This window comes from Streptomyces sp. NPDC088387 (genome assembly GCF_044753385.1).
Taxonomy (GTDB): Bacteria; Actinomycetota; Actinomycetes; order Streptomycetales; family Streptomycetaceae; genus Streptomyces.
In genome coordinates this window covers 271,148-296,514 of sequence record NZ_JBIVNC010000003.1, presented here as the reverse complement: position 1 = coordinate 296,514, position 25,367 = coordinate 271,148, and the positions used below count along the sequence as shown (strand labels likewise).

The following is a 25,367-nucleotide window of genomic DNA, read 5'->3' as shown; positions in this document are numbered from 1 at the left end:
AGTCCGGGCCGCTGGGCGGTGAACACAGCTCTGCCCAGGGCTATCCGCTGAGTTATCCACAGCCCCTGCGGAATTTCCACATCCCACCTGGGGAAAAGACGAAGATCTGTGGATAACCTCTGGCGGGTTGACGCCGGTACGACCGTCACACCATCGCTCGCAAAACTGTTCGCCCCCTGCCTGACCTGCGGAAACACAGGTCAGCTACAGGGGGCACAGTTGTTCCCGCACACTATGCACAAGATCCGGCACACGCTGTGGACAAGAGCCGCTCAGGTGAGCTGGAGGGTCCTCAAGAGTGTGATGCCGATCACGACAACCAGCACCGCGGCACAGGTCCCGTACTGCACCAGGGCCCGGCGCTCACGTGGGGCGTTGACCATCGCGTAGCCGACGACCACACCGGCGACCAGGCCTCCTATGTGGGCCTGCCAGGCGATGTTGAACCCCGGGCTGAAGGTGAAGATCAGGTTGATCGCCAGCAGGGCGAGTACCGGCCGCATGTCGTAGTTGAGCCGGCGCATCAGCACGGCCGTCGCACCGAACAGGCCGAAGATCGCGCCGGAGGCGCCCAGCGACGCCGAGCTGGGTGAGGCCAGCAGATAGGTGAGGGCGCTGCCCGCCAGTCCGGACACCATGTACAGCGTGAAGTAGCGGACCCGGCCGAGGGCCGCCTCCAACGGGCCGCCGAGCCACCACAGGCTCAGCATGTTGAACGCGATGTGCCAGATCGCCTCGTGCGCGAACATCGAGGTCACCAGGCGATACCACTCGCCGTCCGCGACCCCCTCGGTCGTCGGCCACGGCGCCGGCGGCCACTGGCCGACCAGCACCAGGCTGTCCAGCACCGAAGGCCGGACCTGGACCAGGATGAACACCGCGACGTTGATCGCGAGCAGGATCTTGGTGATCAGCCGGGGGTCGGACGCGACGGTGCCGCCCGCGATCGTGCGGGGCTGGGAGGCGCTCGGCGCGTGCCCGGTGCCGGAACCGCCGCGCACACACTCGGGGCACTGGAAACCGACGGAGGCACTGACCATGCACTCGGGGCAGATCGGGCGGTCGCAGCGGGTGCAGCGCACGCCCGTCTCCCGGCCCGGATGCCGGTAGCAGACAGGCAGGCTCTGTGCGGGCTGGGGGGACTGCTCCCCCGGGCCCTGCGGGCTGCCCGGCGCCTGGTCCATGGGGTTCCCCCTCACTCGTCGTCGGGAACACAACGCCCCGCCCATCATTACGGATGAGCGGGGCTTTTGGTTCCCTGTGGGAGGGGCCGAAACGGCCTCAGACCTGGCGGGACTCGATCACCACGGACTCGATGACCACGTCGTTGACGGGGCGGTCGGTACGCGGGTTGGTCTTCGTGGTCGCGATCTCGTCCACGATCTTCTGGCTGGCCGCGCTGGAGACCTCACCGAAGATGGTGTGCTTGCGGTTCAGCCAGGCCGTCGGCGAGACGGTGAGGAAGAACTGCGAGCCGTTGGTGCCCGGACCGGCGTTGGCCATGGCCAGCAGGTACGGCTTGTTGAACTGAAGGTCGGGGTGGAACTCGTCCCCGAACTCGTAGCCGGGACCGCCGGTCCCGTTCCCCAGCGGGTCACCGCCCTGGATCATGAATCCGTCGATCACCCGGTGGAAGACCGTGCCGTCGTAGAGCTTGTTCTTGGACTTCTCACCCGTGGCGGGGTGGGTCCACTCGCGCTCGCCCGTGGCGAGTTCGACAAAGTTCTTGACCGTCTGCGGCGCATGGTCCGGGAAGAGCCGGATCTCGATGTCGCCGTGGTTGGTCTTCAGGGTGGCGTAAAGCTGCTCGGCCACGATCTGCCTTCCGTTGTCTTCCTGTGACTCCCCGATCCTCGCACGGACCGCGCCGTACGTCGCCCGTCGCCCGTTTCCGACCCCTTCCACCGGCGCGTCACTTGCGAAAAACCGGTCCGGCACTCCCAGGACGGGCGCGCTCCGCGGGGATCCGTGGCATTGTCGACGACAAGCTCCTGTTGCCCTGTATTCATCCGCTATTGCACTTGATCGACAGCCGATCGGCTTGATCAACAGACGGTCCGGAGCCCGGACCCATGACCCGGATGCCCGCCCTCGCATGCCTCGTGGCCCCCCAACGGGCATGATCCGTAAAAGGGCGGAAAGTCGAAATACCGTACGCCACCGACGAGGAGGATCCAGTGACCCGCATCGACAGCGTGCGCGCCGCGACCGGCTCGGCGAAGGACAGCGTGCTGCACGCCGCGGAAGTGGTGGCGCCCTACGCCGACACGGCCAAGGACAGGGCCACCCACTACGCACACGAGGCACGCGTACGGCTCGCGCCCAAGATGTCGCAGGCCGCCGAGCAGGCCCGCGTCCAGTACGAGTCGCATCTCGCCCCACGCTTGGAACAAGCACGTACCCACGTACCGCCCAAGGTCGACTACGCCGCGCACGAAACGGCCCTCCGGGCCCGGGTCGCCGCCCGGCAGGCCGCCGATTACTCCAAGCCGCGGATCGAACAGGCCGTGGCCGCCGCCGCTCCCGTCAAGGACGAGGCCGCCACCCGAGGTGCGGCGGCCATCGCCGCCCTGCGGGGCCAGGTGACGGCCAAGGACATCCAGAAGCTGGTCCGCAAGCACGAACGCCGGGCCAGGGCCGGCCGCGCCGTGAAGGTGCTGGCGATCGCGGGTGTGCTGGCGGGCGGGGCTTTCGCCGCCTGGAAGTGGTGGGACAAGCAGGCCAACCCCGACTGGCTGGTGGAACCGCCGGCCGCCACCGAGGTGCCCGAGCACGGCCACCTCACCTCCGTCGACGGCAGCGGCCAGTCCGCGCTCGACCCCGAGGTCCAGGCGAAGGAGGCCGAGGAGGAAGCGGCCAAGCGCGACAAGGGCAACTGAACCCGGGCTCACCAGAGGCCCAACATCGCGGCGGGGCAAGAGACTTGGACGTCTCTTGCCCCGCCGCGATGTTTCACGTGGAACACTGCCGGAGCCATGATTGCCGAGCATGACGGCGATGACGTTTGCAACGCCCTGGCTGTGCAGGTTCCGTACAGACTTGGTAACGCTGCGCTCCTTCGCGGCTACGCGATCACTCACCGACCAGGTCACACATGGCTCCCGCCCGGCGACCGGCATCCCACCCGCCCCGGCCGTCCGGCGCACGGCATCCCGCCGGCCACTCTCAGCACATGTTTGCGCAAATGAATGCAACGGTTCTGGGGGTGCCCGAAACGCCCTCGGGGCGGCGCACAAGGTGGGGTGAAAGGTGACGCAGACCACCGCCGGAAGGGGTGGCCGAAGGGGCCGCACGGGCATACCCGGGGTGGTCGTCCGGGGGCACAAAAAGGACCGGCCGGACGCCGCAGCGGGCGTCCGAACCGGCCGGAAGTGTGGAGCCTAGGGGAGTCGAACCCCTGACATCTGCCATGCAAAGACAGCGCTCTACCAACTGAGCTAAGGCCCCGGAAGAGAGGCGTCCGCGCCGGATCAACCACACCGACAGGCGCCGGAGACCAGAGTACCGGGTCGCCCCCGGTTTCTCGCAAAAAGATTGGGGGGTCCCGGCAGGCGACCACTCTCCGTAAGATGCTCGACGTGGTTCGCGACAGCGAACCGCCGTTTTGGGGAAGGCGATGGGGAGACGCAATGGACGCCGCACAGCAGGAAGCCACCGCAAGAGCGCGGGAACTGCAGCGGAACTGGTACGGGGAGCCTTTGGGGGCGCTCTTCCGTAAGCTCATCGACGATCTTGGTCTCAACCAGGCTCGTCTCGCGGGGGTGCTGGGGCTGTCCGCACCGATGCTGTCCCAGCTGATGAGCGGTCAGCGGGCGAAGATCGGCAATCCGGCCGTGGTCCAGCGAGTGCAGCTATTGCAGGAACTGGCCGGTCAGGTGGCAGACGGCAGCGTGAGCGCGGCGGAAGCCACCGAGCGCATGGACGAGATCAAGAAGTCTCAGGGGGGCTCGGTGCTCAGCAACACCACACAGACGACGAGTAGTTCGGGGGCACCAACGGTCAAGCGCGTGGTCCGCGAGATCCAGTCCCTGCTGCGCTCGGTCGCCGCCGCCGGCGACATCATCGACGCCGCGGACACCCTCGCCCCCAGCCATCCGGAACTCGCCGAGTTCCTCCGCGTCTACGGCGCCGGCCGCACCTCGGACGCCGTCGCGCACTACCAGTCCCACCAGAACTGACCCGTCGTCCGGTCGCCGAACGGGGGTGCGGCGACCGGAACATGGCAGGAAAGGGCTGGAGAAGACAGGAGAGGCGTCATATCGCTTCCCCCGGGGGAAGCGATGGGGATAACAAGGGGGGTCGTCCCAGGGGGAGGAGCAGCGCACAGCCATGGGTGAGGTCTTCGCCGCACGGTACGAACTGGTCGACCCGATCGGACGCGGAGGGGTCGGTGCCGTCTGGCGCGCGTGGGACCACCGCCGCCGCCGGTATGTGGCCGCCAAGGTCCTCCAGCAGAGCGACGCCCACTCTCTGCTGCGCTTCGTCCGCGAGCAGGCGCTGCGCATCGACCACCCGCATGTGCTCGCGCCGGCCAGCTGGGCCGCCGACGACGACAAGGTCCTGTTCACCATGGACCTGGTGGCGGGCGGTTCCCTCGTCCATCTCGTCGGGGACTACGGGCCCCTGCCGGCACCGTTCGTCTGCACGCTGCTCGACCAGCTCCTTTCCGGGCTCGCCGCCGTGCACGCGGAAGGTGTGGTGCACCGCGACATCAAACCCGCCAACATCCTGCTCGAAGCCACCGGCACCGCCCGCCCGCGCCTGCGGCTGTCCGACTTCGGCATCGCCATGCGCTTCGGCGAGCCCCGGCTGACCGAGACCAACCTCGTGGTGGGCACACCCGGCTATCTCGCGCCCGAGCAGATGCTGGGCGCCGAACCGGACTTCCCCGCCGACCTGTTCGCCGTGGGCCTGGTCGCGCTGTATCTCCTGGAGGGCGCCAAGCCGGACGCCAAGGCCCTCCTTCAGTACTTCGTCGCGCACGGAACTCCCAGCGCGCCCACAGGCGTTCCCGAGCCGCTCTGGCAGGTCGTGGCGGCACTGCTCCAACCGGACCCCGAGACCCGCTTCCGTACGGCCGTCGGGGCGCGCAAGGCGCTGGCCGCCGCCGCGGAGCTCCTGCCGGCGCCCGGGCCCGACGACGAGCAGGTCGAGGTGTTCGACCAACTCGGGCCGCTGCCGACGGGATTCGGGCCCACGGGGCCTCTGAAGCCCGCCTCCGGGGTCGCGCCGGAGGGCGCCGGGGAGGAGACGGGACAGGAAGGCCGTACGGACTCCCGGTCCTCCTCCCGCACGGGCGGCTCGTCCGGGGTGTGGCCCGGCACCGGTTCCGTGTCGGTGGATCCCCGGCTGCCGTCGGGGGCACAGCCGGTTCCGGGGCGGCCGTCCGCGGGGCAGCAGTCTGCGGGGCAGTCGTCTGCGGGGCAGCAGTCGTCCGCGCCGGTCAGCATGTCGGACACGGGGAGCTTCCATCTCCCACCGCCCCGGTTCACCTCCTCCGGGGGCCGGCCGCAGACGCAGGAGCCGGCTCCCCCGCACACGCCCCCTCAGCCGGGCCACCGGCCCCGGCAGCAGGACCACGAGCGTCAGCCCCACCCGCATCCACACGCGCAGGCTCAGCCGCATCCCCAGCCCTACGAGTTCACGCATGCCCTGTCCCCCCGTCCGCGTGCCGAAGCGGCCACAGCCTCTACTGCTTCGTACACCGCTCAGGACCCACAGGTTCCCTCTCCGGCGCAGGCAGTTCCACGGCACCGGGCCGACCGCCGTCGAAAGAGCCGTTCCGGGCCGCCCGCGAAAGTGGCGATCCCGGTGCTGCTGCTGGCCCTGGCCTGCTACGCCGTGGGCTTCTGGGCGCTGACACGCATCTGAAGGTCGGGAAGCCGGTCGCCGAGGACTGAGAAGCAGGTGAGCACCGACCGCCCCCTCCCCTCAGACAGCGCCCTTCCTCAGACAGCTGCCCCCTCAGACAGCGCCCCTCCTCAGACAGCCGACCCCCGCCGACGCCCCGCCGCCGTCCACACGCCCAGCCAGGCGAGGAGCGCCGTCCCCACGCCGATCCCGCCAACCGCGAGCGCGGTCATCGCGGTGTTGTCGTCCCCGGCCGCGCCACCGGAGGCGCTGTCGGCCGCCGAAGCCCCGTTGCCGCCGTCCTCCCCGAGGTCCACGGCATCGGGCTCGAAGACGTCGGCGGGGACCGGCTTCCCCGTGTATCCGGGCCCAGCCTGTGCCGCGCCCTTCAGTCCCACCCGCAGGGTCAGCCCGAAGGGCCCCTCGCCGAGCCGGTCGGCGACCTGGGTGGAGAGGTGGACGACGAGGTAGTACGACCCGGCGAACCGCATCCCGCTCACCCGGTCGGCGACGGCATGGCGGTTGTCGTAGGCGACGGGCGGCAGGGGTTGCAGCGCGGCGGAGGTCTGCCGGCCGCCGTAGCCCGCGCCGGCGTCCTCGACCGGCGCGCGCACCGGGTTGTACAGGGTCACGTCCAGCGCGCCGGACGTATAGCCGGTCTGTTCGGCCGTTCCGCCCAGTTCGGCGGTGGCGGACAGCTGTCGGCCCCAGTCGACCGGAACCTCGTAGAAGAGGGACTGGCCCGGTGTGATCTCGTCCTGCCAGACGCCCTGGCCCAGGCCCGTCGCCGAGGAGAAGCCACCGCCGCCCGCGCGGCGGACCGGTTCGCCGGTCACCGGCTCCGGCGAGGAGGAGTTCCAGGTCTCGGGGGCGGTGGTCGCGCCCGCCTGTTCGAGGCCCGGTTCGGAGACCGCGGCGAGCTCCAGGTCCCAGGGGTCCGGCGCGGAGGTGGACGTGGTGACGCGTTCGACCACGACGTAGTGCGTGCCGGCGCCCTCGCAGCGGGAGCCCTCCGGCGAGATCTCGCGCTCGCCCCAGGCGACGATCGGGTGCGGGCTGCGCGGGGCGCCGATGGTCTCCGTGTCGTAGGAGCAGGAGCCGCCGTCGGTGTCCTCCACGGACACCCGGATCCCGTCGCCCGCGACGACCTCGGTGTCGCTGGGCGGTACCGCGGTGACGGAGACGTAGATGGTGGAGGTCGCGTCGAGTTCGAGGCGGAAGTAGATCTTCCCCTCGGAGGGGAGTGCGCTGCGGTACGTGCCGCCGGGCTCCAGGCGGCCGGCGCCGGTCGTGGAATCCGCGGGCTCGACGGTCGGGGCGCCCTCGGCGAAGGCGTAACCGTCGTCGGAGGCGGTCGAGGCAGTCGAGGCAGTCTCAGAGGCGGTGGACGACAAGGAGCGACCGGAAGAAAGGGAGGCACCGGAGGATAGATAGGTACCGGAGGATGGATAGGTACCGGAAGAAGCGGACTCGGCATACGCCGGATGGATTCCCAGGAGCGCCGTCGCCGTCCACAGCGCGGCCACCGCGCCCGTCCACGCCGTACCCCGCCGCCGTATCACGCGTCACCCCTCGTCACCACTCGGCACCGTCGCCGTAGCGACCCGGACCCCGCTTCGGGGTCATCCTGCCGCGCCGAGCGGCCCCGCACACGCAAAACCCCGACCGCGCGGGCGGCCGGGGTCTGTCAGAACTGGATCTCGATGCTCACGAACCCGTGGGCACGGAGTCAGTCGCCTCCGTCCACAGATCCTGCTCGGCGCGATCCGCCTGGATCTGGCGGTACACGAGGAGCCCGCCGATGGCGGCCAGTGCGACCAGGAGAAGCTTCTTCACCGCGCGACCTCGTCTTTCCTTGACGTAGGGGACCTCTGGCGCCCGACTATACACACCGACCGATATCGATCGGTGACCTGCTGGGGCCCCCAACTCCCGGCCCCGGAGCCGCAGTAGAAGCGGATGATGATATTCCGACCTCAGGGTGATCACACCCCTACGGACGGTCACTATGTCCGCGCTTCCGCCCCCTCCTCCCCATTTCGCGGCCCTTGCACCCATCCGTGTGGTGTTCATCAGACGATCGACGCGCCGCGGGCGTTGGTCCCCCACTTCCGGGCCGCCATACACATCATGAGGAAAGTACGCAAATCGCCCAAGCCTGAAATCGCCCAACCGGAAAGTGAGGGGCCATGGCCCGGATCAAGGTCATGAAGTTGTGGACCGCGTTCATCACCGCCTTCCTCGCGCTGTGCACGGCGCTCGGACTCATCACCACGTCGGCCGCCGCGGCCGTCCCGCAGAGCGAGCCGACGGTCGTCACCGGCGGCGAGGCTCCGGCCACGGTGCCGGCGATGCCTCAGTGGGCCTGGGCCCACACCAAGGCCCTGCCCCCCACGATGAAACAGCGCATCCGCGCGGAGGCCCACGGCAAGACACCGAGCTGCCGCCACCGTCCGCCCGTAGACGCGGACGCAGACGACGCCACGGCTGACGCCACAACGGACGCCACGACGGACGCCATGACCGACGCGAGGACCGGCGCCATCAACGAAGCGACGACCGGAGTGACGACTGGCGCCATCAACGAAGTGACGACCGAAGTGACGAGTGCGACAACCGAGGCGACGAAGGCGACGGCGGACCACCACTGTGAAGACACTGCGGCCAACCCGGCCAACACCGCCACGCTCAGCACCTCGACCCAGCACTGACCCGCCCCACCCCCACTTGCTCCACCCCGACAGTCACCTGGGCAGTCACCGGGACAGCCGCAGCGACAGTCCGTCGAGCACGATCTCCATGCCGTCGGCGAACTTGTCCTCCCGCAGCGCGACCGGATCGGCCACCTTGGCAGTGATGTCCTCCCGCTCGAACGACGCCGCGAGATGGACGTGCCGCGCGGCGACTTCCTGGGCCGCGGGCATCAGCCGGGCCACGAACTCGGCCTCCGTCTCCCCCGACCGCGCGACCGTGGTCAGCCAGGCCGCCTCGGTGGTGCTGACTCCGATGACGTACGACACCACACAGTCGATGGCGCGGCTCGGCTCGGCGAATCCGGCGGCCGCGAAAAGGGCGGCGAGCCGCTCGTTGAAGGACATGAGGTTGGGACCCAGGTAGGCGAGTCCCGCCTGCCCGAGCACCGAGGACAGCCAGCGGTGCCGCAGGGCCACCGCGCGGAACGACGCGGCGGCCTCGGTAACATCCGCGCGCCAGTCGGGACGACCGGCCGGCGGTACGTGGATCTCCGCGGCGACCTCGTCGACGGCGAGCTCCATCAGCTCGTCCTTGGTCGCCACATGCCGGTAGAGCGACGTCGCTCCCGCATTGAGGCGAGCCCCCAGCTTCCGCATACTCAGCGCTTCGACACCGTCCGCGTCCAGCATGGCGATGGCCTCGCGGACGATCGCGTCACGGTTGAGGGCGGGCTGGTCGGCCGGCTTCTGCGGGCGGGCCCACACCGACGGGATCGGACTCGGGTCCGGCTTGGTCCTTGGGGCCATGGTGAGGGCTCCTCCCTGCGACATCCGTGGGCACTTCTCTGACTCCCGGGCACGTATCCGGATCCCGGACACTTCCCTGCGTACGGCGCACTGCGTACAACGTTCGCATCCAGCGTACACACATCACCCCTTGCGCACACTGTTCCGCGATGCGTACAGTGTGCGCATCGCAAGGAACGGTGTACGCATCGGGCGGAACACTGTACGCACCGCCTGGAACCCGGTATCGGAAGGACCCGTCATGGCCCCCCTGGACCCTGTGACCACTCAGGACACCAGCACCAACGCCCCGAACCCCCGCCGCTGGTGGATCCTGATCGTGCTGTGCCTGAGCACGCTGGTCCTGACCGTGGACGGCATGGCACTGACCGTCGCGGTGCCCTCGATGACGGCGGACCTGGGCGCCTCCGCGCAGGACACCCAGTGGATCCTCGACTCCTACATCCTGGTCTTCGCCGGTCTGCTGCTGACCTCGGGCAGCCTCGGCGACCCTTTTCGGGCGCCGCCGGATCATGCTGATCGGCCTGGTGCTGTTCGGGGCCGCCTCAATGGCGGCGACCCTGTGCACCAACCCCGGCGAGGTCATCGCCGCGCGGGTGGCGATGGGGGTCGGCGGCGCGCTGATCATGCCGTCGACGCTGTCGATCCTGATCACGGTCTTCGACGAGGAGGAGCGCCGCACGGCGATGGCGATCTGGGGCTCGGTGTCCATGCTGGGGCTGGTCGGCAGCCCGGTCCTCGGTGGCGTACTGATCGAGCACTTCTCCTGGGAGTCGATCTTCTACATCAACGTCCCGATCGTCGCGCTCGCCATCACGGCCGGTCTGCTGCTGATGCCGGAGTCCCGGGCGCCGTGGCAGAAGCCGGATCCGCTGGGCGCGGTGCTGTCGGCTGTCGGGATGACCGCGCTGATCTGGTGGATCATCGAGATCCCGAAGCACGGGGCGTTCGAGGGCCGCTCGCTGGTCAGTGTGACCGTGGCGGTCGTCGCGCTGGGCGGCTTTGTGGTCTGGGAGAACGTCACGGCGTCGCCGATGGTGCCGATGGTCCTCTTCAAGCACCGCAACTTCAGCGGGGGTTCGCTCTCCCTGGCGCTGGTGCAGATCGGCAACGGCGGTCTGCTGCTGGTCCTGACGCAGTACCTACAGTTCGTGCTCGGCTACTCCGCCATCGAGGCCGGCCTCGCCTTCCTGCCCCTGGCCATAGCGGCCCTCGCCGGCAACGGCGGCGGCGTCAAGCTCGCGGCGAGCATCGGCAACCGCTACGTGATCCTGATCGGCATGCTGGTGATGGTCGCCTCCTTCGCCCTCCTGACCACGGTCACCGCGGACAGCGGCTTCACGGTCCCGGCGATCGGCCTCGGCCTCCTCGGACTCGGCGCGGGCCTCGCCATGCCGGCCGCGATCGCCGCCCTGATGGGCACCATCCCGGCCGACAAGGCGGGCGTCGGCTCGGCCCTCAACGACACCATCCAGCAGGCCGGCACCGCCCTCGGCATCGCCATCCTCGGCTCCCTGCTCACCAGCGGCTACACCAACGGCATGCCCGCCGACGCCCCCGAGGCCGCCAGGTCCTCCATCGCCGGCGCCCTGGCCACGGACGACAGCGCCCTCGTCCACACAGCCCGCGAAGCCTTCAGTACGGCGATGTCCACCACGTTCACGGTCAGCGCCCTCGGCGTCCTGTCAGCAGCACTCCTGGCCACCCTGGTCATGCGCACCCCCAAGCCGGAGCCGACACCCCCACACACCAAGGAACCCCAACTCACGGCGTAACACCACCCACGACCCGCCCGGCCGACCGGCCGGAAACAGCGAAAACCCCTCAACCAGAACCGGTTGAGGGGTTTTCACACTGGTGGGGCTAACAGGATTTGAACCTGTGGCCTCATCCTTATCAGGGATGCGCTCTAACCAACTGAGCTATAGCCCCGCCGCGCTCTGCGGTGTATGTCCCGCGCGCTGACCCCTGAAGATTAGCGCACGACCGCGGCAGTCCCAAAATCGATAGTCAGCGGGGCTTCGGCGGAGGTTTGAATCCCCGCCGCCGCAGAACAGCCCGCCACTCAGGTGCGGCGGGCCGGTCCCGTGGAGCCGTCGCTCACTCGTCCTCGGCGAGCGTCAGCTCCACGCCGCCGACGAAGCCGGCGGACAGGTTGTAGATGAACGCTCCCAGCGTCGCCAGCGCCGTCGCGAGGACGACGTCGATGACCGCAATGATCGTCGTGAAGAGCAGGACGTTCGGGAGCGAGAGGAAGGACTGGAGGTCGAAGCCGTTCGACTCGTTCGAGCCGGTCGCCTCCGAGATCGTGCCGCCCACCGTGGAGAAGACCCCCATCGCGTCCATGACCATCCACAGCACCGCGGACGCGACGATCGTGCAGATGCCGAGCGCGATGGACAGCAGGAAGCTGACCTTCATCACCGACCACGGGTCGGCCTTGGCCACCCGCAGCCGTGCCTTGCGCACACGCGGGGTGGTGCGCGCCCCGGTGCGCGGCCGGCGCACCGCGCTGCCGGGCGCCGGGGTCTGGTAGGCCTGCGGCGGGTGGTACGGCGTCTCGCTCTGCTGCGGACGGCGCTCACCCGGCAGCGGCGAAGGCGCCGCCTGCGAGGACCCCCCGGCGGCCGGCTGGGGCTGGGCGGCCGAGGTGGCCGAGTCCGCTCCGGCCGCGTACTGCTGCGTCCCCGAGCCTCGGGTCTCCGTCACAGTTCCCCCCTGGGATCCATGAGTGTCGGGCGCCTTTGCTTCGGCCTTGGCCGGCTTGATCGCCTGCAAGTTGGTCGTATGCGGGTCGGTGATCCGCGCGGCGGAGCCACGACCGCCGCCGTCCGTCTCCGCACCGGTCGAACTACCGGCCGGGATACCGGCCGATCCGGCGCCCGTGGCTCCGCTCACGCTGACTCTCCTCGTGCCTGCTCGGCTCGTGTCCTACTCGGCCGAGGGCGCGTCACCCTCGTCCGTGCCGGTGGTCTCGGCACCCTCGTCGGACTCGTCGACGGCCGCGGCGCCTTCGACTTCCTCCGCCTCGCGTCCCGCCTCGGCGTTACGAGCGATACCGACGACGGCATCGCGCTTGCCCAGATTGATCAGTTGGACGCCCATGGTGTCACGGCCCGTCTCCCTGACCTCGTTGACTCGCGTACGAATCACACCGCCCGAGAGTGTGATGGCGAGGATCTCGTCGGTCTCCTCGACCACCAGCGCGCCCACGAGCGATCCGCGGTCCTCCACGATCTTGGCAGCCTTGATACCCAGGCCGCCACGGCCCTGGACGCGGTACTCGTCGACGGGGGTCCGCTTCGCGTACCCGCCGTCCGTGGCAGTGAACACGAACGTACCGGGTCGAACAACATTCATCGAGAGCAGCTGGTCGCCCTCGCGGAAACTCATGCCCTTGACACCCGAGGTCGCACGGCCCATCGGGCGCAGCGACTCGTCGGTCGCCGTGAACCTGATCGACTGTGCCTTCTTGCTGATCAGCAGCAGATCGTCATCGGACGAAACGAGTTCCGCTCCGATTAGTTCGTCATCGGATCCGTCCTCCTGCTCACGCAGATTGATCGCGATGACACCGCCCGAGCGCGGCGAGTCGTAATCCTTCAGAGATGTCTTCTTGACCAGACCACCCTTGGTGGCCAGCACCAGATAGGGCGCCGCGTCGTAGTCGCGGATCGCGAGGATCTCGGCGATCGCCTCGTCCGGCTGGAAGGCCAGCAGGTTGGCGACATGCTGCCCGCGCGCGTCGCGGCCGGCGTCCGGAAGCTCGTACGCCTTCGCGCGGTACACCCGGCCCTTGTTCGTGAAGAACAGCAGCCAGTGGTGGGTGGTGGACACGAAGAAGTGGTCGACGATGTCGTCTTCCTTGAGCTTCGTACCGCGCACGCCCTTGCCGCCGCGCTTCTGGGCGCGGTAGTCGACGGTCTTGGTCCGCTTGACGTAGCCACCGCGCGAGACGGTCACCACGATGTCCTCCTCGGCGATCAGGTCCTCGATGGACATGTCACCGTCGTAGGGCACCAGCGTGGTCTTGCGCTCCTCGCCGAACTTCTCGACGATCGCCGCGAGTTCCTCGCTGACGATGCCGCGCTGGCGGACCGGCGAGGCCAGGATCGCGTTGTACTCCGTGATCTTCGCCTGGAGTTCGTCGTGCTCCTGGACGATCTTCTGGCGCTCCAGGGCGGCCAGTCGGCGCAGCTGCATCTCCAGGATCGCGTTGGCCTGGATCTCGTCGATCTCCAGGAGGTCCATCAGGCCCGTACGCGCGATCTCCACGGTGTCGCTGGCCCGGATGAGGGCGATGACGTCGTCGATGGCGTCCAGGGCCTTCAGCAGGCCGCGCAGGATGTGCGCCCGCTCCTCGGCCTTGCGCAGCCGGAAGCGCGTACGCCGGACGATGACCTCGATCTGGTGCGTCACCCAGTGCCGGATGAACGCGTCCAGGGACAGGGTGCGCGGGACACCGTCGACGAGCGCCAGCATGTTGGCGCCGAAGTTCGTCTGGAGGTCCGTGTGCTTGTAGAGGTTGTTCAGTACGACCTTGGCGACCGCGTCCCTCTTGAGCACGATGACGAGTCGCTGGCCGGTGCGCGAGGACGTCTCGTCACGGACGTCGGCGATGCCACCGATCTTGCCGTCCTTCACCAGGTCGGCGATCTTCTGCGCGAGGTTGTCGGGGTTGGTCTGGTACGGCAGCTCCGTGACCACCAGGCACTGGCGGTTCTGGATCTCCTCGACCTCGACGACCGCGCGCATGGTGATGGAGCCGCGCCCGGTGCGGTACGCCTCCTCGATGCCCTTGCGGCCGACGACCAGGGCGCCGGTCGGGAAGTCGGGGCCCTTGATGCGCTCGATGAGGGCGTCGAGCAGCTCCTCGTGCGAGGCCTCCGGGTTCTCCAGGTACCACTGGGCGCCGGACGCGACCTCGCGCAGGTTGTGCGAGGGGATGTTGGTCGCCATGCCGACCGCGATGCCCGCCGAGCCGTTGATCAGCAGGTTCGGGAAGCGGGCGGGCAGGACGGTCGGCTCCTGGGAGCGGCCGTCGTAGTTGTCCGTGAAGTCGACGGTCTCCTCGTCGATGTCGCGGACCATCTCCATGGACAGCGGCGCCATCTTGCACTCGGTGTAGCGCATGGCCGCCGCCGGGTCGTTGCCCGGCGAGCCGAAGTTGCCGTTGGAGTCGACGAGCGGCATCCGCATCGCCCACGGCTGGGCGAGGCGCACCAGGGCGTCGTAGATCGAGGAGTCGCCGTGGGGGTGGTAGTTGCCCATGACGTCGCCGACCACGCGGGCGCACTTGTAGAAGCCGCGCTCGGGGCGGTAGCCGCCGTCGTACATCGCGTACAGGACACGCCGGTGGACGGGCTTGAGGCCGTCCCGGACGTCCGGCAGCGCGCGCGAGACGATGACGGACATCGCGTAGTCGAGGTAGGAGCGCTGCATCTCCGTCTCGAGCCCGACGGGCTCGACACGCAGGGTCTGGCCCTCTGCCTCGGGCGTGACTGGAGTGTTCTCGTCGGCCATGCTGGTGAAGATCCTTCCTGGTGCGGTCAGCTGAGACCGACTCAGATGTCGAGGAAGCGGACGTCCTTGGCGTTGCGCTGGATGAACTGGCGGCGGGCCTCGACGTCCTCGCCCATCAGGACCGAGAACAGCTCGTCGGCCTGGGCGGCGTCGTCGAGGGTGACCTGGCCGAGGACGCGGTGCTCCTGGTCCATCGTGGTGATGCGCAGCTCCTCGGCGTTCATCTCGCCGAGACCCTTGAAGCGCTGGATCGAGTCCTCGCGGATCCGCTTGCCGCGATTGCGGCCCAGCTCCAGCAGCGCGTCGCGCTCGCGGTCGGAGTAGGCGTACTCGATGTCCTCGCGGCCCCACTTGATCTTGTAGAGCGGCGGGCGGGACAGGAACACGTGGCCGGCCTCGACCAGCGGCCGCATGAAGCGGAACAGGAAGGTCAGCAGCAGGGTGTTGATGTGCTGGCCGTCGACGTCGGCGTCCGCCATCAGAATGATCTTGTGATAGCGGAGCCTGGCGATGTCGAAGTCCTCGTGCACACCGGTGCCGAAGGCGGAGATCAGCGCCTGGATCTCCTGGTTCTGGAGGATCTTGTCGATCCGCGCCTTCTCGACGTTGAGGATCTTGCCGCGGATCGGGAGGATCGCCTGGTACTCCGGGTCGCGGCCGGACTTGGCCGAGCCGCCGGCGGAGTCGCCCTCGACGATGAAGATCTCGCACTTGGTGGGGTCGTTCGACTGGCAGTCGGAGAGCTTGCCCGGCAGGGACGCGCTCTCCAGCAGGCCCTTGCGGCGGGTGAGGTCGCGCGCCTTGCGGGCCGCCACGCGCGCGGTGGCCGCCTGGATGCCCTTGCGGACGATGTCCGCGGCCTCGTTCGGGTTGCGGTCCAGCCAGTCGTTGAGGTGCTCGTAGACGGCCTTCTGTACGAAGGTCTTGGCCTCGGTGTTGCCGAGCTTGGTCTTGGTCTGGCCCTCGAACTGCGGCTCGCTCAGCTTGACCGAGATGATCGCGGTCAGACCCTCGCGGATGTCGTCACCCGTGAGGTTGTCGTCCTTCTCGCGCAGCAGCTTCTTGTCGCGCGCGTACTTGTTGATCAGGTTGGTGAGCGCCGCGCGGAAGCCCTCTTCGTGCGTACCGCCCTCGTGCGTGTGGATGATGTTGGCGAAGGAGTACACACCCTCGCTGTAACCGCTGTTCCACTGCATCGCGACCTCGAGGGACAGGCTCTTGTCCTTGTCCTCGGCCTCGAGGTCGATGATGGTCGGGTGGATCACGTCTCCCTTGCGGGAGTTGAGGTACTTCACGAAGTCGACGATGCCGCCCTCGTAGTGGTACGTGACGGCCTTGGGCTCGGCCTTCTCGTCGGCGCCGGCCTCGTCCGCCCCGGAGGTCGCCTTCGCCGACTCGCGCTCGTCACGGAGTTTGATCGTCAAACCCTTGTTGAGGAACGCCATCTCCTGGAAGCGCCGCGAGAGCGTCTCGAAGGAGTACTCGGTGGTCTCGAAGATGTCCGGGTCGGCCCAGAAGGTGACCGACGTGCCGGTGTCCTCGATGGCCTCGTGCTTCGCGAGCGGTGCCGTGGGGACGCCCACCTTGTAGTCCTGCGTCCACCGGTGGCCGTCGGTGCGCACCTCCACGGCGACCTTCGCCGACAGCGCGTTCACCACGGAGACGCCGACGCCGTGCAGACCGCCGGAGACCGCGTAGCCGCCGCCGCCGAACTTGCCGCCCGCGTGGAGGACGGTCAGCACGACCTCCAGGGCCGGCTTGCCCTCGGACGCGACGATGCCCACCGGGATGCCTCGGCCGTTGTCGATGACGCGCACGCCGCCGTCGGCCAGGATCGTCACGTCGATCGTGTCGGCGTGGCCGGCCAGCGCCTCGTCGACCGAGTTGTCGACGACCTCGTACACGAGGTGGTGCAGGCCGCGCTCACCGGTCGAGCCGATGTACATGCCCGGCCGCTTGCGGACCGCGTCCAGACCCTCAAGGACGGTGATGGCGCTGGCGTCGTACGAGGCGGTGACCTCGCCGTTCGAGGTGCTGGTCGCGTTGTGCGCGCCGGCGTCGGTGGACGGGATGTTCTCGTTGGGGTTGCCGGAATCGGCCACGAAGCGCCCTTTCTGGCACAGCACTAGCCAGGCTCGCCGGCGGGTTGCCGGAGCGGCTGCGGCGTGTTGCGTTGGTAAGCCTTGGATCAGCGTTGCTCAGCTTTTCCCGGACGTCCCCACGTACGGGGCGGGATTGTCTTCCAGTCTACCGGTAGCGCCGACAGTGATGGGGGTTTGCCGGTACCTGAGTCCGCATGTGCCGCCCTGAACCATCCTCTTCCGGGTCCCGATATACGGATGGGGGCTCCAAGAGGCTCACGGAGCCACTCAGCGCTTCGAGATGTCAACCCTTTGCTACTCCCGGGTCAGGTCGTGATTCGCAACTGTGTCCGGTCTCAGGGCGCGCCGGTACGACAATCGGTCCACAGCCTGTGGAAAACAGGGGTCTCATGGGTCACCGACGTGCCGCCCGTGTGAAGTCGCTCACTTCTCACGGACTTGGAGCTGACTCCGGGCTGACTTCGGGCCCGATCAGCGCCCGGTCCGCGCCGGAGCCGCGCCCGATGCGCGCAGCGTCTCCGACCGATTCGCGCCGGATGCCCGCTTACGTCGGCCGGCCTCGCCCACCCCCGCGCGATCGAACACCCTCAAGCGTGACCGAACACACTCACCCGTAGGTGTCGCCGGGCCCCGTGCTCCCGGGCGCCCGCAGCGGCCCGTAGCGCCGCGGCGGCCCGCTCGGGCCCTGCACCTTGATCAGCCGGACCGCGCCGTGGCCCAGGTCCTCGTTGAGCCGCGCCACCAGCGTCGGCGCCAGCAGCCGCAGATTCGTCGCCCAGGCCGTGGAGTCGCAGCGCACGACCAGGACCCGCTCGTCCTCGTCGTACCGCTCGGGCTCGCAGTGCTTGGCCACGTCCTCGCCGACGATCTGCGGCCAGCGGCCCATCACACCGCCGACCGCGGCCGGCGCCTCCCAGCCGCGCTCGGTGATCAGCCGGTTGATGGCCGAGCCCAGCGCCATCGGGTCGCGTCCGTCGGCGCGCGCGCCGGAGCGCAGTCCGCCGCGGCGCGCCTGCTTCTTCTGCTGGGCCGCGTCCCCACGCGCGCGTGCCGCCTCTTTCGCCGCACGCAGCGCCACGCGCGCAAGGTCGACACCGGAGGTCTTCTCGGGCACGGCTCCGTCGTCGCTCATACGCGCTCCACCGTCCCGTCGCTCACGCTGTACCGCACCCCGGCCAGCACATGCGGTACGTCGTCGTCCACCGCGGCCGTCACCAGCACCTGCTCGCCGGGCGCGACCAGCTCGGCGAGCCGCTCACGGCGCCGCGTGTCCAGCTCGGCGAAGACGTCGTCGAGGATCAGCACCGGCTCGTTGCCCTCGGCGCGCAGCAGGTCGTAGGAGGCCAGCCGCAGGGCGAGCGCGTAGGACCACGACTCGCCGTGCGACGCGTACCCCTTGGCGGGCATCTCACCGAGTTTGAGATTCAGATCGTCCCGATGGGGACCTACGAGGGTGACGCCCCGTTCGATCTCCTGCTTGCGTGCCTCCACGAGCGCGGCGGTCAGCTGCTCGTAGAGGGCGTCGCGCGTGTGCGCCTCACCCGGCGCGGACGGCTTGTACTCCAGGGCGACCGGCCCGCCGCCGGGCGCCAGTTGCTCGTAGGCCTTGTCCGCGAGCGGCTGGATCGCGGCGATCAGATCGAGGCGCTGAGCGAGCAACTCGGCGCCCACCTGGGCGAGATGCTGGTCCCACACGTCGAGCGTCGACAGGTCCATGGAACGGCCGCCGTGCCGCCGCGCCAGCGCCGCCGACTTCAGCAGCGTGTTGCGCTGCTTGAGGACACGGTCGTAGTCGGAGCGGACACCGGCCATGCGCGGGGAGCGCGCGGTGATCAGCTCGTCCAGGAACCGCCGCCGCTCACCCGGGTCGCCCTTCACCAGGGCGAGATCCTCGGGCGCGAACAGCACGGTCCGTACGATCCCCAGTACGTCACGGGGTCTGACCTGCGAGGACCGGTTGATGCGGGCGCGGTTGGCGCGGCCGGGGTTGATCTCCAGTTCGACCAGCTGCTGCCGCTCGCCCTGGCGGACCTGCGCCCGGACCACCGCCCGCTCGGCGCCCACGCGGACCAGCGGGGCGTCGGAGGCGACACGGTGGCTGCCCAGCGTGGCGAGATAGCCGACGGCCTCCACCAGATTGGTCTTGCCCTGTCCGTTGGGGCCGACGAAGGCGGTGACGCCCGGGTCGAGCGGGACCTCGACCCGGGCGTACGAGCGGAAGTCGGCGAGCGACAGGTGCGTGACGTGCATGGTGGTGCGCCGACCTCCCCCGGGCTGTGGACCGCCGGAACGGTCCTGTGGATCAGTTCTCTGCGACTGGCTGGTCGCAGCTACGACCGGCTGTTCGCAGCTACTTCGTCTCGACCGCGTGTCCGCCGAACTGGTTGCGCAGCGCGGCGACCATCTTCATCTGCGGCGAGTCGTCCTGGCGGGACGCGAACCGCGCGAACAGCGAGGCCGTGATCGCGGGCAGCGGCACCGCGTGGTCGACGGCCGCCTCCACGGTCCAGCGGCCCTCGCCGGAGTCCTGGGCGAAGCCGCGCAGCCTGTCCAGGTGCTCGTCCTCGTCGAGGGCGTTGACCGCGAGGTCCAGCAGCCAGGACCGGATCACCGTGCCCTCCTGCCAGGAGCGGAAGACCTCCCGGACGTCGGTCACGGAGTCGACCTTCTCCAGGAGCTCCCAGCCCTCGGCGTAGGCCTGCATCATGGCGTACTCGATGCCGTTGTGGACCATCTTCGCGAAGTGGCCCGCGCCGACCCGGCCGGCGTGCACCGCGCCCGCGTCGCCCTTCGGCTTGAGCGCCTCGAAGACCGGCTCCACCTTGGCGACGTTCTCCTTGTCGCCGCCGTACATCAGCGCATAGCCGTTCTCCAGGCCCCAGACGCCGCCGGAGACACCGCAGTCGACGAAGCCGATGCCCTTGGCCGCCAGCTCGTCGGCGTGCCTCTCGTCGTCCGTCCAGCGGGAGTTGCCGCCGTCCACGACGACGTCGCCGGGCTCCAGCAGCTCGGCCAGCCGGTCGACGGTGGACTGGGTGGCGGCACCGGCGGGGACCATCACCCACACGACGCGCGGGCCCTTGAGGCTGTCCACAAGCTCTTCGAGGCTGTGGACGTCGGCGAGGTCCGGGTTGCGGTCGTATCCGACGACGGTGTGGCCTGCGCGGCGGATCCGCTCGCGCATGTTGCCGCCCATCTTGCCGAGGCCGACGAGACCGAGCTCCATCAGTTGTTCCTTAGGTTGCGACGTGGCATGAGGGCACTTCCGTACCCGTGTCCGAGCCTAAACCCGGACGCTCATCCACATCTGTGGGCATACCCGCTCAAACGTATGCCCCGACCTGCGACGTTCTCTTTGGCGCCGCTGAGGCCGCTCAGCCGCACCGGCATACTGCGATCTTGTGGGGGACGACCCCCACACCCCCAGCCGTCGTCGACGCCGGGTCGATGCAGTTGCTCAGCCGCTCAACCGCACCGGCATGATCAGGTACTTGTAGGCCTCGTCCGCCTCGGCGTCCAAGGCCGGCTTGCCGCTCAGCAGCGCCGGCTTGGTGGACGTCGTGAACGACAGCTGGGCGACCGGCGAGTCGATGGCGCTCAGCCCGTCCAGCAGGAACGTCGGGTTGAAGGCGATCGAGACGTCGTCGCCCTCCAGCTGCGCGTCGACCCTTTCCACAGCCTGTGCGTCGTCGCTGGAACCGGCCTCCAGGATGAGCACACCCTGCTCGAAGCTCAGCCGCACCGGGGTGTTGCGCTCGGCGACCAGCGCCACACGCTTGACGGCCTCGACGAACGGCGGCGTCTCGATCACGGCCACGGAGTTGAACTCCGTCGGGAACAGCGAGCGGTACTTCGGGAGGTCGCCCTCCAGGAGGCGGGTCGTGGTCCGACGGCCCGCGCCCTCGAAGCCGATCAGGCCCTCGCCCGCGCCCGAGCCGGACAGCGCCAGGATCACGCTGTCGCCGCTCGTGAGGGCCTTGGCGGTGTCCAGGAGCGTCTTGGCGGGCACCAGGGCGACCGCGGACGCCTCCGGGTTCTCCGGCTTCCACAGGAACTCGCGGACGGCGAACCGGTAGCGGTCGGTGGAGGCCAGGGTGACCCGGTCGCCCTCGATCTCGATACGCACACCGGTGAGCACGGGCAGCGTGTCGTCACGGCCCGCGGCGATGGCGACCTGGGCGGCGGCCGAGGCGAAGACCTCACCGGGGACGGTGCCGGTCGCGGTCGGCATCTGCGGCAGCGACGGGTACTCCTCCACAGGGAGGGTGTGCAGGGTGAAGCGCGAGGAGCCGCAGACCACCGTCGCCCGTACACCGTCTGTGGAGATCTCCACCGGCCGGTTCGGCAGCGCGCGGCAGATGTCGGCGAGCAGCCGGCCCGAGACCAGGACGGTGCCCTCCTCCTCGATCTCGGCGTCGACGGACACCCGCGCGGAGACCTCGTAGTCGAAGCTGGACAGGCTCAGCTGGCCTTCCTCGGCCTTCAGCAGCAGGCCGGCGAGGACAGGCGCCGGCGGGCGGGCCGGGAGGCTGCGTGCCGCCCAGGCCACGGCCTCCGCGAGTACGTCGCGTTCCACCCGGATCTTCACTGTTGCCGCCTCCTGCTGTTGCCGGCGCTTCTCGCCCTGCCTGGCTTCGTCGTCTGTCTCGGTGTCGTCGGTCCCGGTGAGGGGAAGGACACCGGGGAACAGTCTGACGCACGGCACTGACAGTAGGTGCCTCTCGGGGTCAAGTCGTGACGAGGGGCAGCCGGGCGACGAACGGCGAGTTGTGCACAGGACCCCCTTCGAAACGGATTCCCAGCTCTCTCTAGTTGGGAGTAGTAGTAGGGCCTGTGGATACCGTGGATAACCCCGTTTGCGCAGCTCAGGGCGGAAATTTTGTCCACCGACCCTGTGGGTGGAGGCGGTGGACAACCGGGCCTCGCTGTGGAGAACAGAAAGTTCTGCACATCCCGTGCACAGGATGAGGCGACTTCTCCCCAGGGCCGTCCCCAGCTTTACCCGCCTTTCCCACAGGCCAACCCGGCACCTTTGTGTGACGCCTTTCACTCGACCCGGTGACCGGGCGCGTCGTGTTGCCGAACAGTGGACAGAGGTGTGGAGAAGCGGCCGTTCGCTGGGGACAACCGGCCCCGGCCTGTGGGTTGTCAGTGGACAACTCCGTACACAGCTTGTGGATCAGCGCTTCGTCCACAGTCTGTGGAGATCGTTTGTCCACGAATCCACAACCACCTGACCTGGCCTGACGCCTTTTCACCGGCCGGGGCTGTGGAAGAGATCTGGACAACTCGGCGGTCCCCAGCATGTGGACGGCAGAAAGTCACCGAATCTGTGGAGAGTGGCCGTAACCCGGCCCGGATTCGAACACCGCCTGGCCGCACAACGACGAAGGGCACCCCGGCGAATCTCGTCGCGGGGCGCCCTTGGAGGCGTTTGACGGCTGTGCGGGAGGCGGCGGGGCTGCGCGGAGGGGGCGCGTGAGAGCGCGGTGGAGTGCCGCGGCGGGGGTCGGCGGTGGGGGTCGGCGGCGGTGTGCCGCGGGGGGTTGTGGCCGGCCGCGTGATGCTTCGTCGGCGCGGCGATGCGCCGTCGGCGCGGCGATGCGCCGTCGGCGCGGCGATGCGGCAGGGCCGCGGTGTGACAGCGCAGCGGCGTCGCCCCCGGTGCCGCGGCTTCCCGTGGTGTGCAGGAAGCCGCGGTGTGCGGAGGGCCGGGGGCTTGCAGTGGGCCGGGGCCTACGGCAGGCCGGGGCCAGCGGAGAGCCCCGGTGGGCGGGTCAGCCGTTCTTGATGCGGTTGGTGAGCTCGGTGACCTGGTTGTAGATCGAGCGCCGCTCGGCCATCAGATTGCGGATCTTGCGGTCCGCGTGCATCACCGTCGTGTGGTCGCGGCCGCCGAACAACGCGCCGATCTTCGGCAGCGACAGATCCGTCAGCTCGCGGCAGAGGTACATCGCGATCTGCCGGGCGGTCACCAGCGCGCGCCCGCGCGAGGTGCCGCACAGGTCCTCCACCGTGAGCCCGAAGTAGTCGGCGGTGGCGCTCATGATGGCCGTGGACGTGATCTCGGGCGCCGAGTCCTCGCCGCCGGGGATCAGGTCCTTGAGGACGATCTCCGTCAGACCGAGATCGACCGGCTGCCGGTTGAGCGACGCGAACGCCGTCACGCGGATCAGCGCGCCCTCCAGCTCACGGATGTTCCGCGAGATCCGCGAGGCGATGAACTCCAGTACCTCCGGCGGGGCGTTGAGCTGCTCCTGGACCGCCTTCTTGCGCAGGATCGCGATCCGCGTCTCCAGCTCGGGCGGTTGGACGTCGGTGGTCAGGCCCCACTCGAAACGGTTCCGCAGCCGGTCCTCCAGCGTGACGAGCTGCCGGGGCGGCCGGTCGGAGGAGAGCACGATCTGCTTGTTGGCGTTGTGGAGCGTGTTGAAGGTGTGGAAGAACTCCTCCTGCGTCGACTCCTTGTCCGCCAGGAACTGGATGTCGTCGACGAGCAGGATGTCCATCTCGCGGTACCGCTTGCGGAAGCTGTCGCCCTTGCCGTCGCGGATCGAGTTGATGAACTCGTTGGTGAACTCCTCCGAGCTGACGTACCGCACGCGCGTGCCGGGATACAGGCTTCGCGCGTAGTGCCCGATCGCGTGCAGCAGATGCGTCTTGCCGAGACCCGACTCCCCGTAGATGAACAGGGGGTTGTAGGCCTTCGCGGGCGCCTCGGCGACGGCCACCGCGGCCGCGTGCGCGAAACGGTTCGAGGCGCCGATGACGAACGTGTCGAAGAGGTACTTCGGGTTCAGCCGCGCGGTCGGCTCGCCGGGACCGGCGGCCGGCGCGGGCTTCGCGGCCAGCGGGCCGGGCGCGCCGCTGGAGGAGGGCAGGGAGTTGCCGCCGGGTCCGCGGTGGTGCCCGGGACCGCCCGCCGGCTCGGGGCGCTCACGCCGGCCGTCGCGCTGGTCGTAGTCACCGCGCGGAGAGTCGTAGTCGCCCCGCTGCTGGTCGTAGTCCGCGCGCTGCTGGTCGTACGGGGGCCGCTCGCGGTCGTACCCGCCGCGGTCCCGCTGGTCGTACGGCGGGCGGTCCATGCCCTGCGAGCGGTAGTCCTGCGAGGGACCGCCGTAGGAGTCGTGGGAGGGGGAGCCGTACGAGTCCTGCGACGGCGGTGTCGCGTAGGGGTCGCGGTCGGGGAAGCCGAGGCGCTGCTGCTGCCAGCCGTAGTCGTCCTGGGCGGCCGGGCGGGGCCAGGCGCCGGGCTCGGGGCGCTGGTACTCCGAGGGGTAGGCCGGGCGGGCCGTGGGCAGCTGGTCGCCGGGGCCGGGACGCGGCTCCGCGCGGTGGCGGCCGTAGCCGTCGTAGGAGGAGCCCTCGCGCGGGCCGCCGTCGTAGGACTCGCGCGGCTCACGGGGTTCGCGCGTGTCGCGTCCGTCGCGGGAGGTGCCCTCATAAGAGGAGCCTTCGCGCGGGGAGCCGTCGTAGGAAGGACCCTCATAAGGAGCGGACGGGAGCTCGGGCTCCTCGTAGCGCTGCTGGGGCGGGGCCGGGGGTGCCGGCGGCGAGGGCGGTTCGTTGGCGGAGTCGTCGACGGTGATCGCGATCCGGATCGGCCGGCCGCACTCGCGGCTCAGCGTCTCGCTCACGATCGGCGCGAGACGGCCCTCCAGTACGCCCTTCGCAAATTCGTTCGGTACGGCGAGCAGGGCGGTGTCCGCGACCAACGCCAGGGGCTGGCAGCGACGGATCCAGTGCTCGTCCTTGCTCTCGACACCCTGTCCACGCCCCTCACCCAGAAGTTGATCGAGTACTCGTGGCCACACTGCGGCAAGATCGGCAGGTACGTCAGCCACAGGGCACGCTCTCTCATGGGTCCCACGAACGTGTGGTTCGTGGAGGGGTGGGGAGTAAAACCGGCTGGGCCGGCGGGAGCAATCCCGCTCGTGCGGGGATAAGGGAACGAATCGGAGTCCAGCCACGGTAGTCAGGGCGACCGGTACGGTTCAAGTTGTTGTCCCCAGGCTGTGGATAGTGTCTCCCGGTGACCGCTGGTTTGACCGGATGGCGTAGCCGCGCGTACCGTAACCAGGTCGAGTTGTCGATGGCTGCTGCCGCCTGCCTCCGATGGGCACAGATCGCGTCAGGTGATCGGAAAGCGGTGCACTCGGGCGTGACGCGAGCTTCTCGTGGGCGCACGGTGACAGCCAGGACGGCACCCGAAAACCCCGATTTTCTTCTGGAGCCCCCGAGTGAGCAAGCGCACCTTCCAGCCGAACAACCGTCGTCGCGCGAAGACCCACGGTTTCCGGCTGCGTATGCGTACCCGTGCCGGCCGCGCGATTCTCGCGACCCGCCGTAGCAAGGGTCGCGCCCGACTGTCCGCCTGATCCCGGTCAGGTCA

The 25,367-nt window shown here is 69.2% G+C and carries 18 protein-coding genes, 2 tRNA genes and 1 pseudogene; 6 read left to right on the top strand and 15 right to left on the bottom strand.

Features of this window, described 5'->3' with window-relative positions:
- Positions 1-272 precede the first annotated feature (272 nt).
- Positions 273-1,184: a rhomboid family intramembrane serine protease gene (locus tag ACIQAC_RS09515; protein WP_402188624.1), complete on the bottom strand. Its 912-nt coding sequence runs from the start codon at positions 1,182-1,184 to the stop codon at positions 273-275.
- Positions 1,185-1,281: 97 nt separating this feature from the next.
- On the bottom strand, positions 1,282-1,815 hold the full coding sequence (locus ACIQAC_RS09510) for a peptidylprolyl isomerase (RefSeq protein WP_402188622.1): 534 nt from the start codon (positions 1,813-1,815) through the stop codon (positions 1,282-1,284).
- A gap of 362 nt (positions 1,816-2,177) precedes the next feature.
- Here ACIQAC_RS09510 and ACIQAC_RS09505 point away from each other — a divergent pair, with 362 nt between their 5' ends.
- Positions 2,178-2,879, top strand: a complete 702-nt coding sequence (locus tag ACIQAC_RS09505) for a DUF5324 family protein (RefSeq protein ID WP_402188620.1) — start codon at positions 2,178-2,180, stop codon at positions 2,877-2,879.
- Positions 2,880-3,374: 495 nt separating this feature from the next.
- Here the strand turns inward: ACIQAC_RS09505 and ACIQAC_RS09500 are convergent.
- A tRNA-Ala gene (locus tag ACIQAC_RS09500) sits at positions 3,375-3,447 on the bottom strand.
- Positions 3,448-3,629: 182 nt separating this feature from the next.
- On the opposite strand from ACIQAC_RS09500, the gene ACIQAC_RS09495 reads away from it, so the two are divergent.
- Together ACIQAC_RS09495 and ACIQAC_RS09490 are read left to right on the top strand one after the other, a co-directional pair.
- Positions 3,630-4,178 carry a helix-turn-helix domain-containing protein gene (locus ACIQAC_RS09495; protein ID WP_382682687.1) on the top strand — a complete coding sequence of 183 codons (549 nt, stop codon included), beginning with the start codon at positions 3,630-3,632 and terminating at the stop codon, positions 4,176-4,178.
- Between the two features lie 151 nt (positions 4,179-4,329).
- Positions 4,330-5,871, top strand: a complete 1,542-nt coding sequence (locus ACIQAC_RS09490; RefSeq protein WP_402188618.1) for a protein kinase — start codon at positions 4,330-4,332, stop codon at positions 5,869-5,871.
- A gap of 110 nt (positions 5,872-5,981) precedes the next feature.
- On the opposite strand, the gene ACIQAC_RS09485 is transcribed toward ACIQAC_RS09490, so the two are convergent.
- Both ACIQAC_RS09485 and ACIQAC_RS09480 read right to left on the bottom strand, forming a co-directional pair.
- The gene (locus ACIQAC_RS09485) at positions 5,982-7,244 is read right to left on the bottom strand and encodes a hypothetical protein (RefSeq protein WP_402188616.1); all 1,263 of its coding nucleotides are present in this window, start codon (positions 7,242-7,244) and stop codon (positions 5,982-5,984) included.
- A gap of 313 nt (positions 7,245-7,557) precedes the next feature.
- Positions 7,558-7,686, bottom strand: a complete 129-nt coding sequence (locus tag ACIQAC_RS09480) for a DLW-39 family protein (protein WP_003999697.1) — start codon at positions 7,684-7,686, stop codon at positions 7,558-7,560.
- A 353-nt stretch (positions 7,687-8,039) separates the two neighbouring features.
- On the opposite strand from ACIQAC_RS09480, the gene ACIQAC_RS09475 reads away from it, so the two are divergent.
- A complete protein-coding gene (locus tag ACIQAC_RS09475; protein ID WP_402188614.1) occupies positions 8,040-8,561 on the top strand; it encodes a DUF6344 domain-containing protein in 522 nt (173 codons plus the stop codon).
- Between the two features lie 45 nt (positions 8,562-8,606).
- Here the strand turns inward: ACIQAC_RS09475 and ACIQAC_RS09470 are convergent, their stop codons facing one another.
- A complete protein-coding gene (locus tag ACIQAC_RS09470; protein ID WP_402188612.1) occupies positions 8,607-9,350 on the bottom strand; it encodes a TetR/AcrR family transcriptional regulator in 744 nt (247 codons plus the stop codon).
- Positions 9,351-9,591: 241 nt separating this feature from the next.
- Here ACIQAC_RS09470 and ACIQAC_RS09465 point away from each other — a divergent pair.
- A pseudogene (locus ACIQAC_RS09465) lies at positions 9,592-11,125 on the top strand (MFS transporter).
- Between the two features lie 80 nt (positions 11,126-11,205).
- On the opposite strand, the gene ACIQAC_RS09460 reads toward ACIQAC_RS09465, so the two are convergent.
- The 9 genes from ACIQAC_RS09460 to dnaA form a co-directional block, all read right to left on the bottom strand.
- A tRNA-Ile gene (locus tag ACIQAC_RS09460) sits at positions 11,206-11,282 on the bottom strand.
- Between the two features lie 168 nt (positions 11,283-11,450).
- The gene (locus ACIQAC_RS09455) at positions 11,451-12,248 is read right to left on the bottom strand and encodes a DUF3566 domain-containing protein (protein WP_402188610.1); all 798 of its coding nucleotides are present in this window, start codon (positions 12,246-12,248) and stop codon (positions 11,451-11,453) included.
- Positions 12,249-12,281: 33 nt separating this feature from the next.
- Positions 12,282-14,873 (bottom strand): DNA gyrase subunit A, encoded by a 2,592-nt coding sequence (gene gyrA / locus ACIQAC_RS09450; RefSeq protein ID WP_402188608.1) that lies wholly within the window; start codon positions 14,871-14,873, stop codon positions 12,282-12,284.
- Between the two features lie 41 nt (positions 14,874-14,914).
- A complete protein-coding gene (gene gyrB / locus ACIQAC_RS09445) occupies positions 14,915-16,999 on the bottom strand; it encodes a DNA topoisomerase (ATP-hydrolyzing) subunit B (RefSeq protein ID WP_402188606.1) in 2,085 nt (694 codons plus the stop codon).
- 583 nt (positions 17,000-17,582) lie between these two features.
- Entirely contained in the window at positions 17,583-18,107 is a 525-nt protein-coding gene (locus tag ACIQAC_RS09440) for a DUF721 domain-containing protein (protein WP_402188604.1), read from the bottom strand.
- A complete protein-coding gene (gene recF, locus ACIQAC_RS09435) occupies positions 18,104-19,225 on the bottom strand; it encodes a DNA replication/repair protein RecF (protein WP_402188602.1) in 1,122 nt (373 codons plus the stop codon). Before recF ends, ACIQAC_RS09440 begins: the two co-directional genes overlap by 4 nt.
- A gap of 100 nt (positions 19,226-19,325) precedes the next feature.
- Positions 19,326-20,201: a phosphogluconate dehydrogenase (NAD(+)-dependent, decarboxylating) gene (gnd, locus tag ACIQAC_RS09430; protein ID WP_402188600.1), complete on the bottom strand. Its 876-nt coding sequence runs from the start codon at positions 20,199-20,201 to the stop codon at positions 19,326-19,328.
- 231 nt (positions 20,202-20,432) lie between these two features.
- The gene (gene dnaN, locus ACIQAC_RS09425) at positions 20,433-21,563 is read right to left on the bottom strand and encodes a DNA polymerase III subunit beta (protein WP_402189282.1); all 1,131 of its coding nucleotides are present in this window, start codon (positions 21,561-21,563) and stop codon (positions 20,433-20,435) included.
- A gap of 1,189 nt (positions 21,564-22,752) precedes the next feature.
- Positions 22,753-24,789, bottom strand: coding sequence for a chromosomal replication initiator protein DnaA (gene dnaA, locus ACIQAC_RS09420; RefSeq protein WP_402188598.1), 2,037 nt, complete (start codon positions 24,787-24,789; stop codon positions 22,753-22,755).
- A 426-nt stretch (positions 24,790-25,215) separates the two neighbouring features.
- On the opposite strand from dnaA, the gene rpmH reads away from it, so the two are divergent.
- The gene (gene rpmH, locus ACIQAC_RS09415) at positions 25,216-25,353 is read left to right on the top strand and encodes a 50S ribosomal protein L34 (RefSeq protein WP_003975051.1); all 138 of its coding nucleotides are present in this window, start codon (positions 25,216-25,218) and stop codon (positions 25,351-25,353) included.
- Positions 25,354-25,367: the final 14 nt, after the last annotated feature.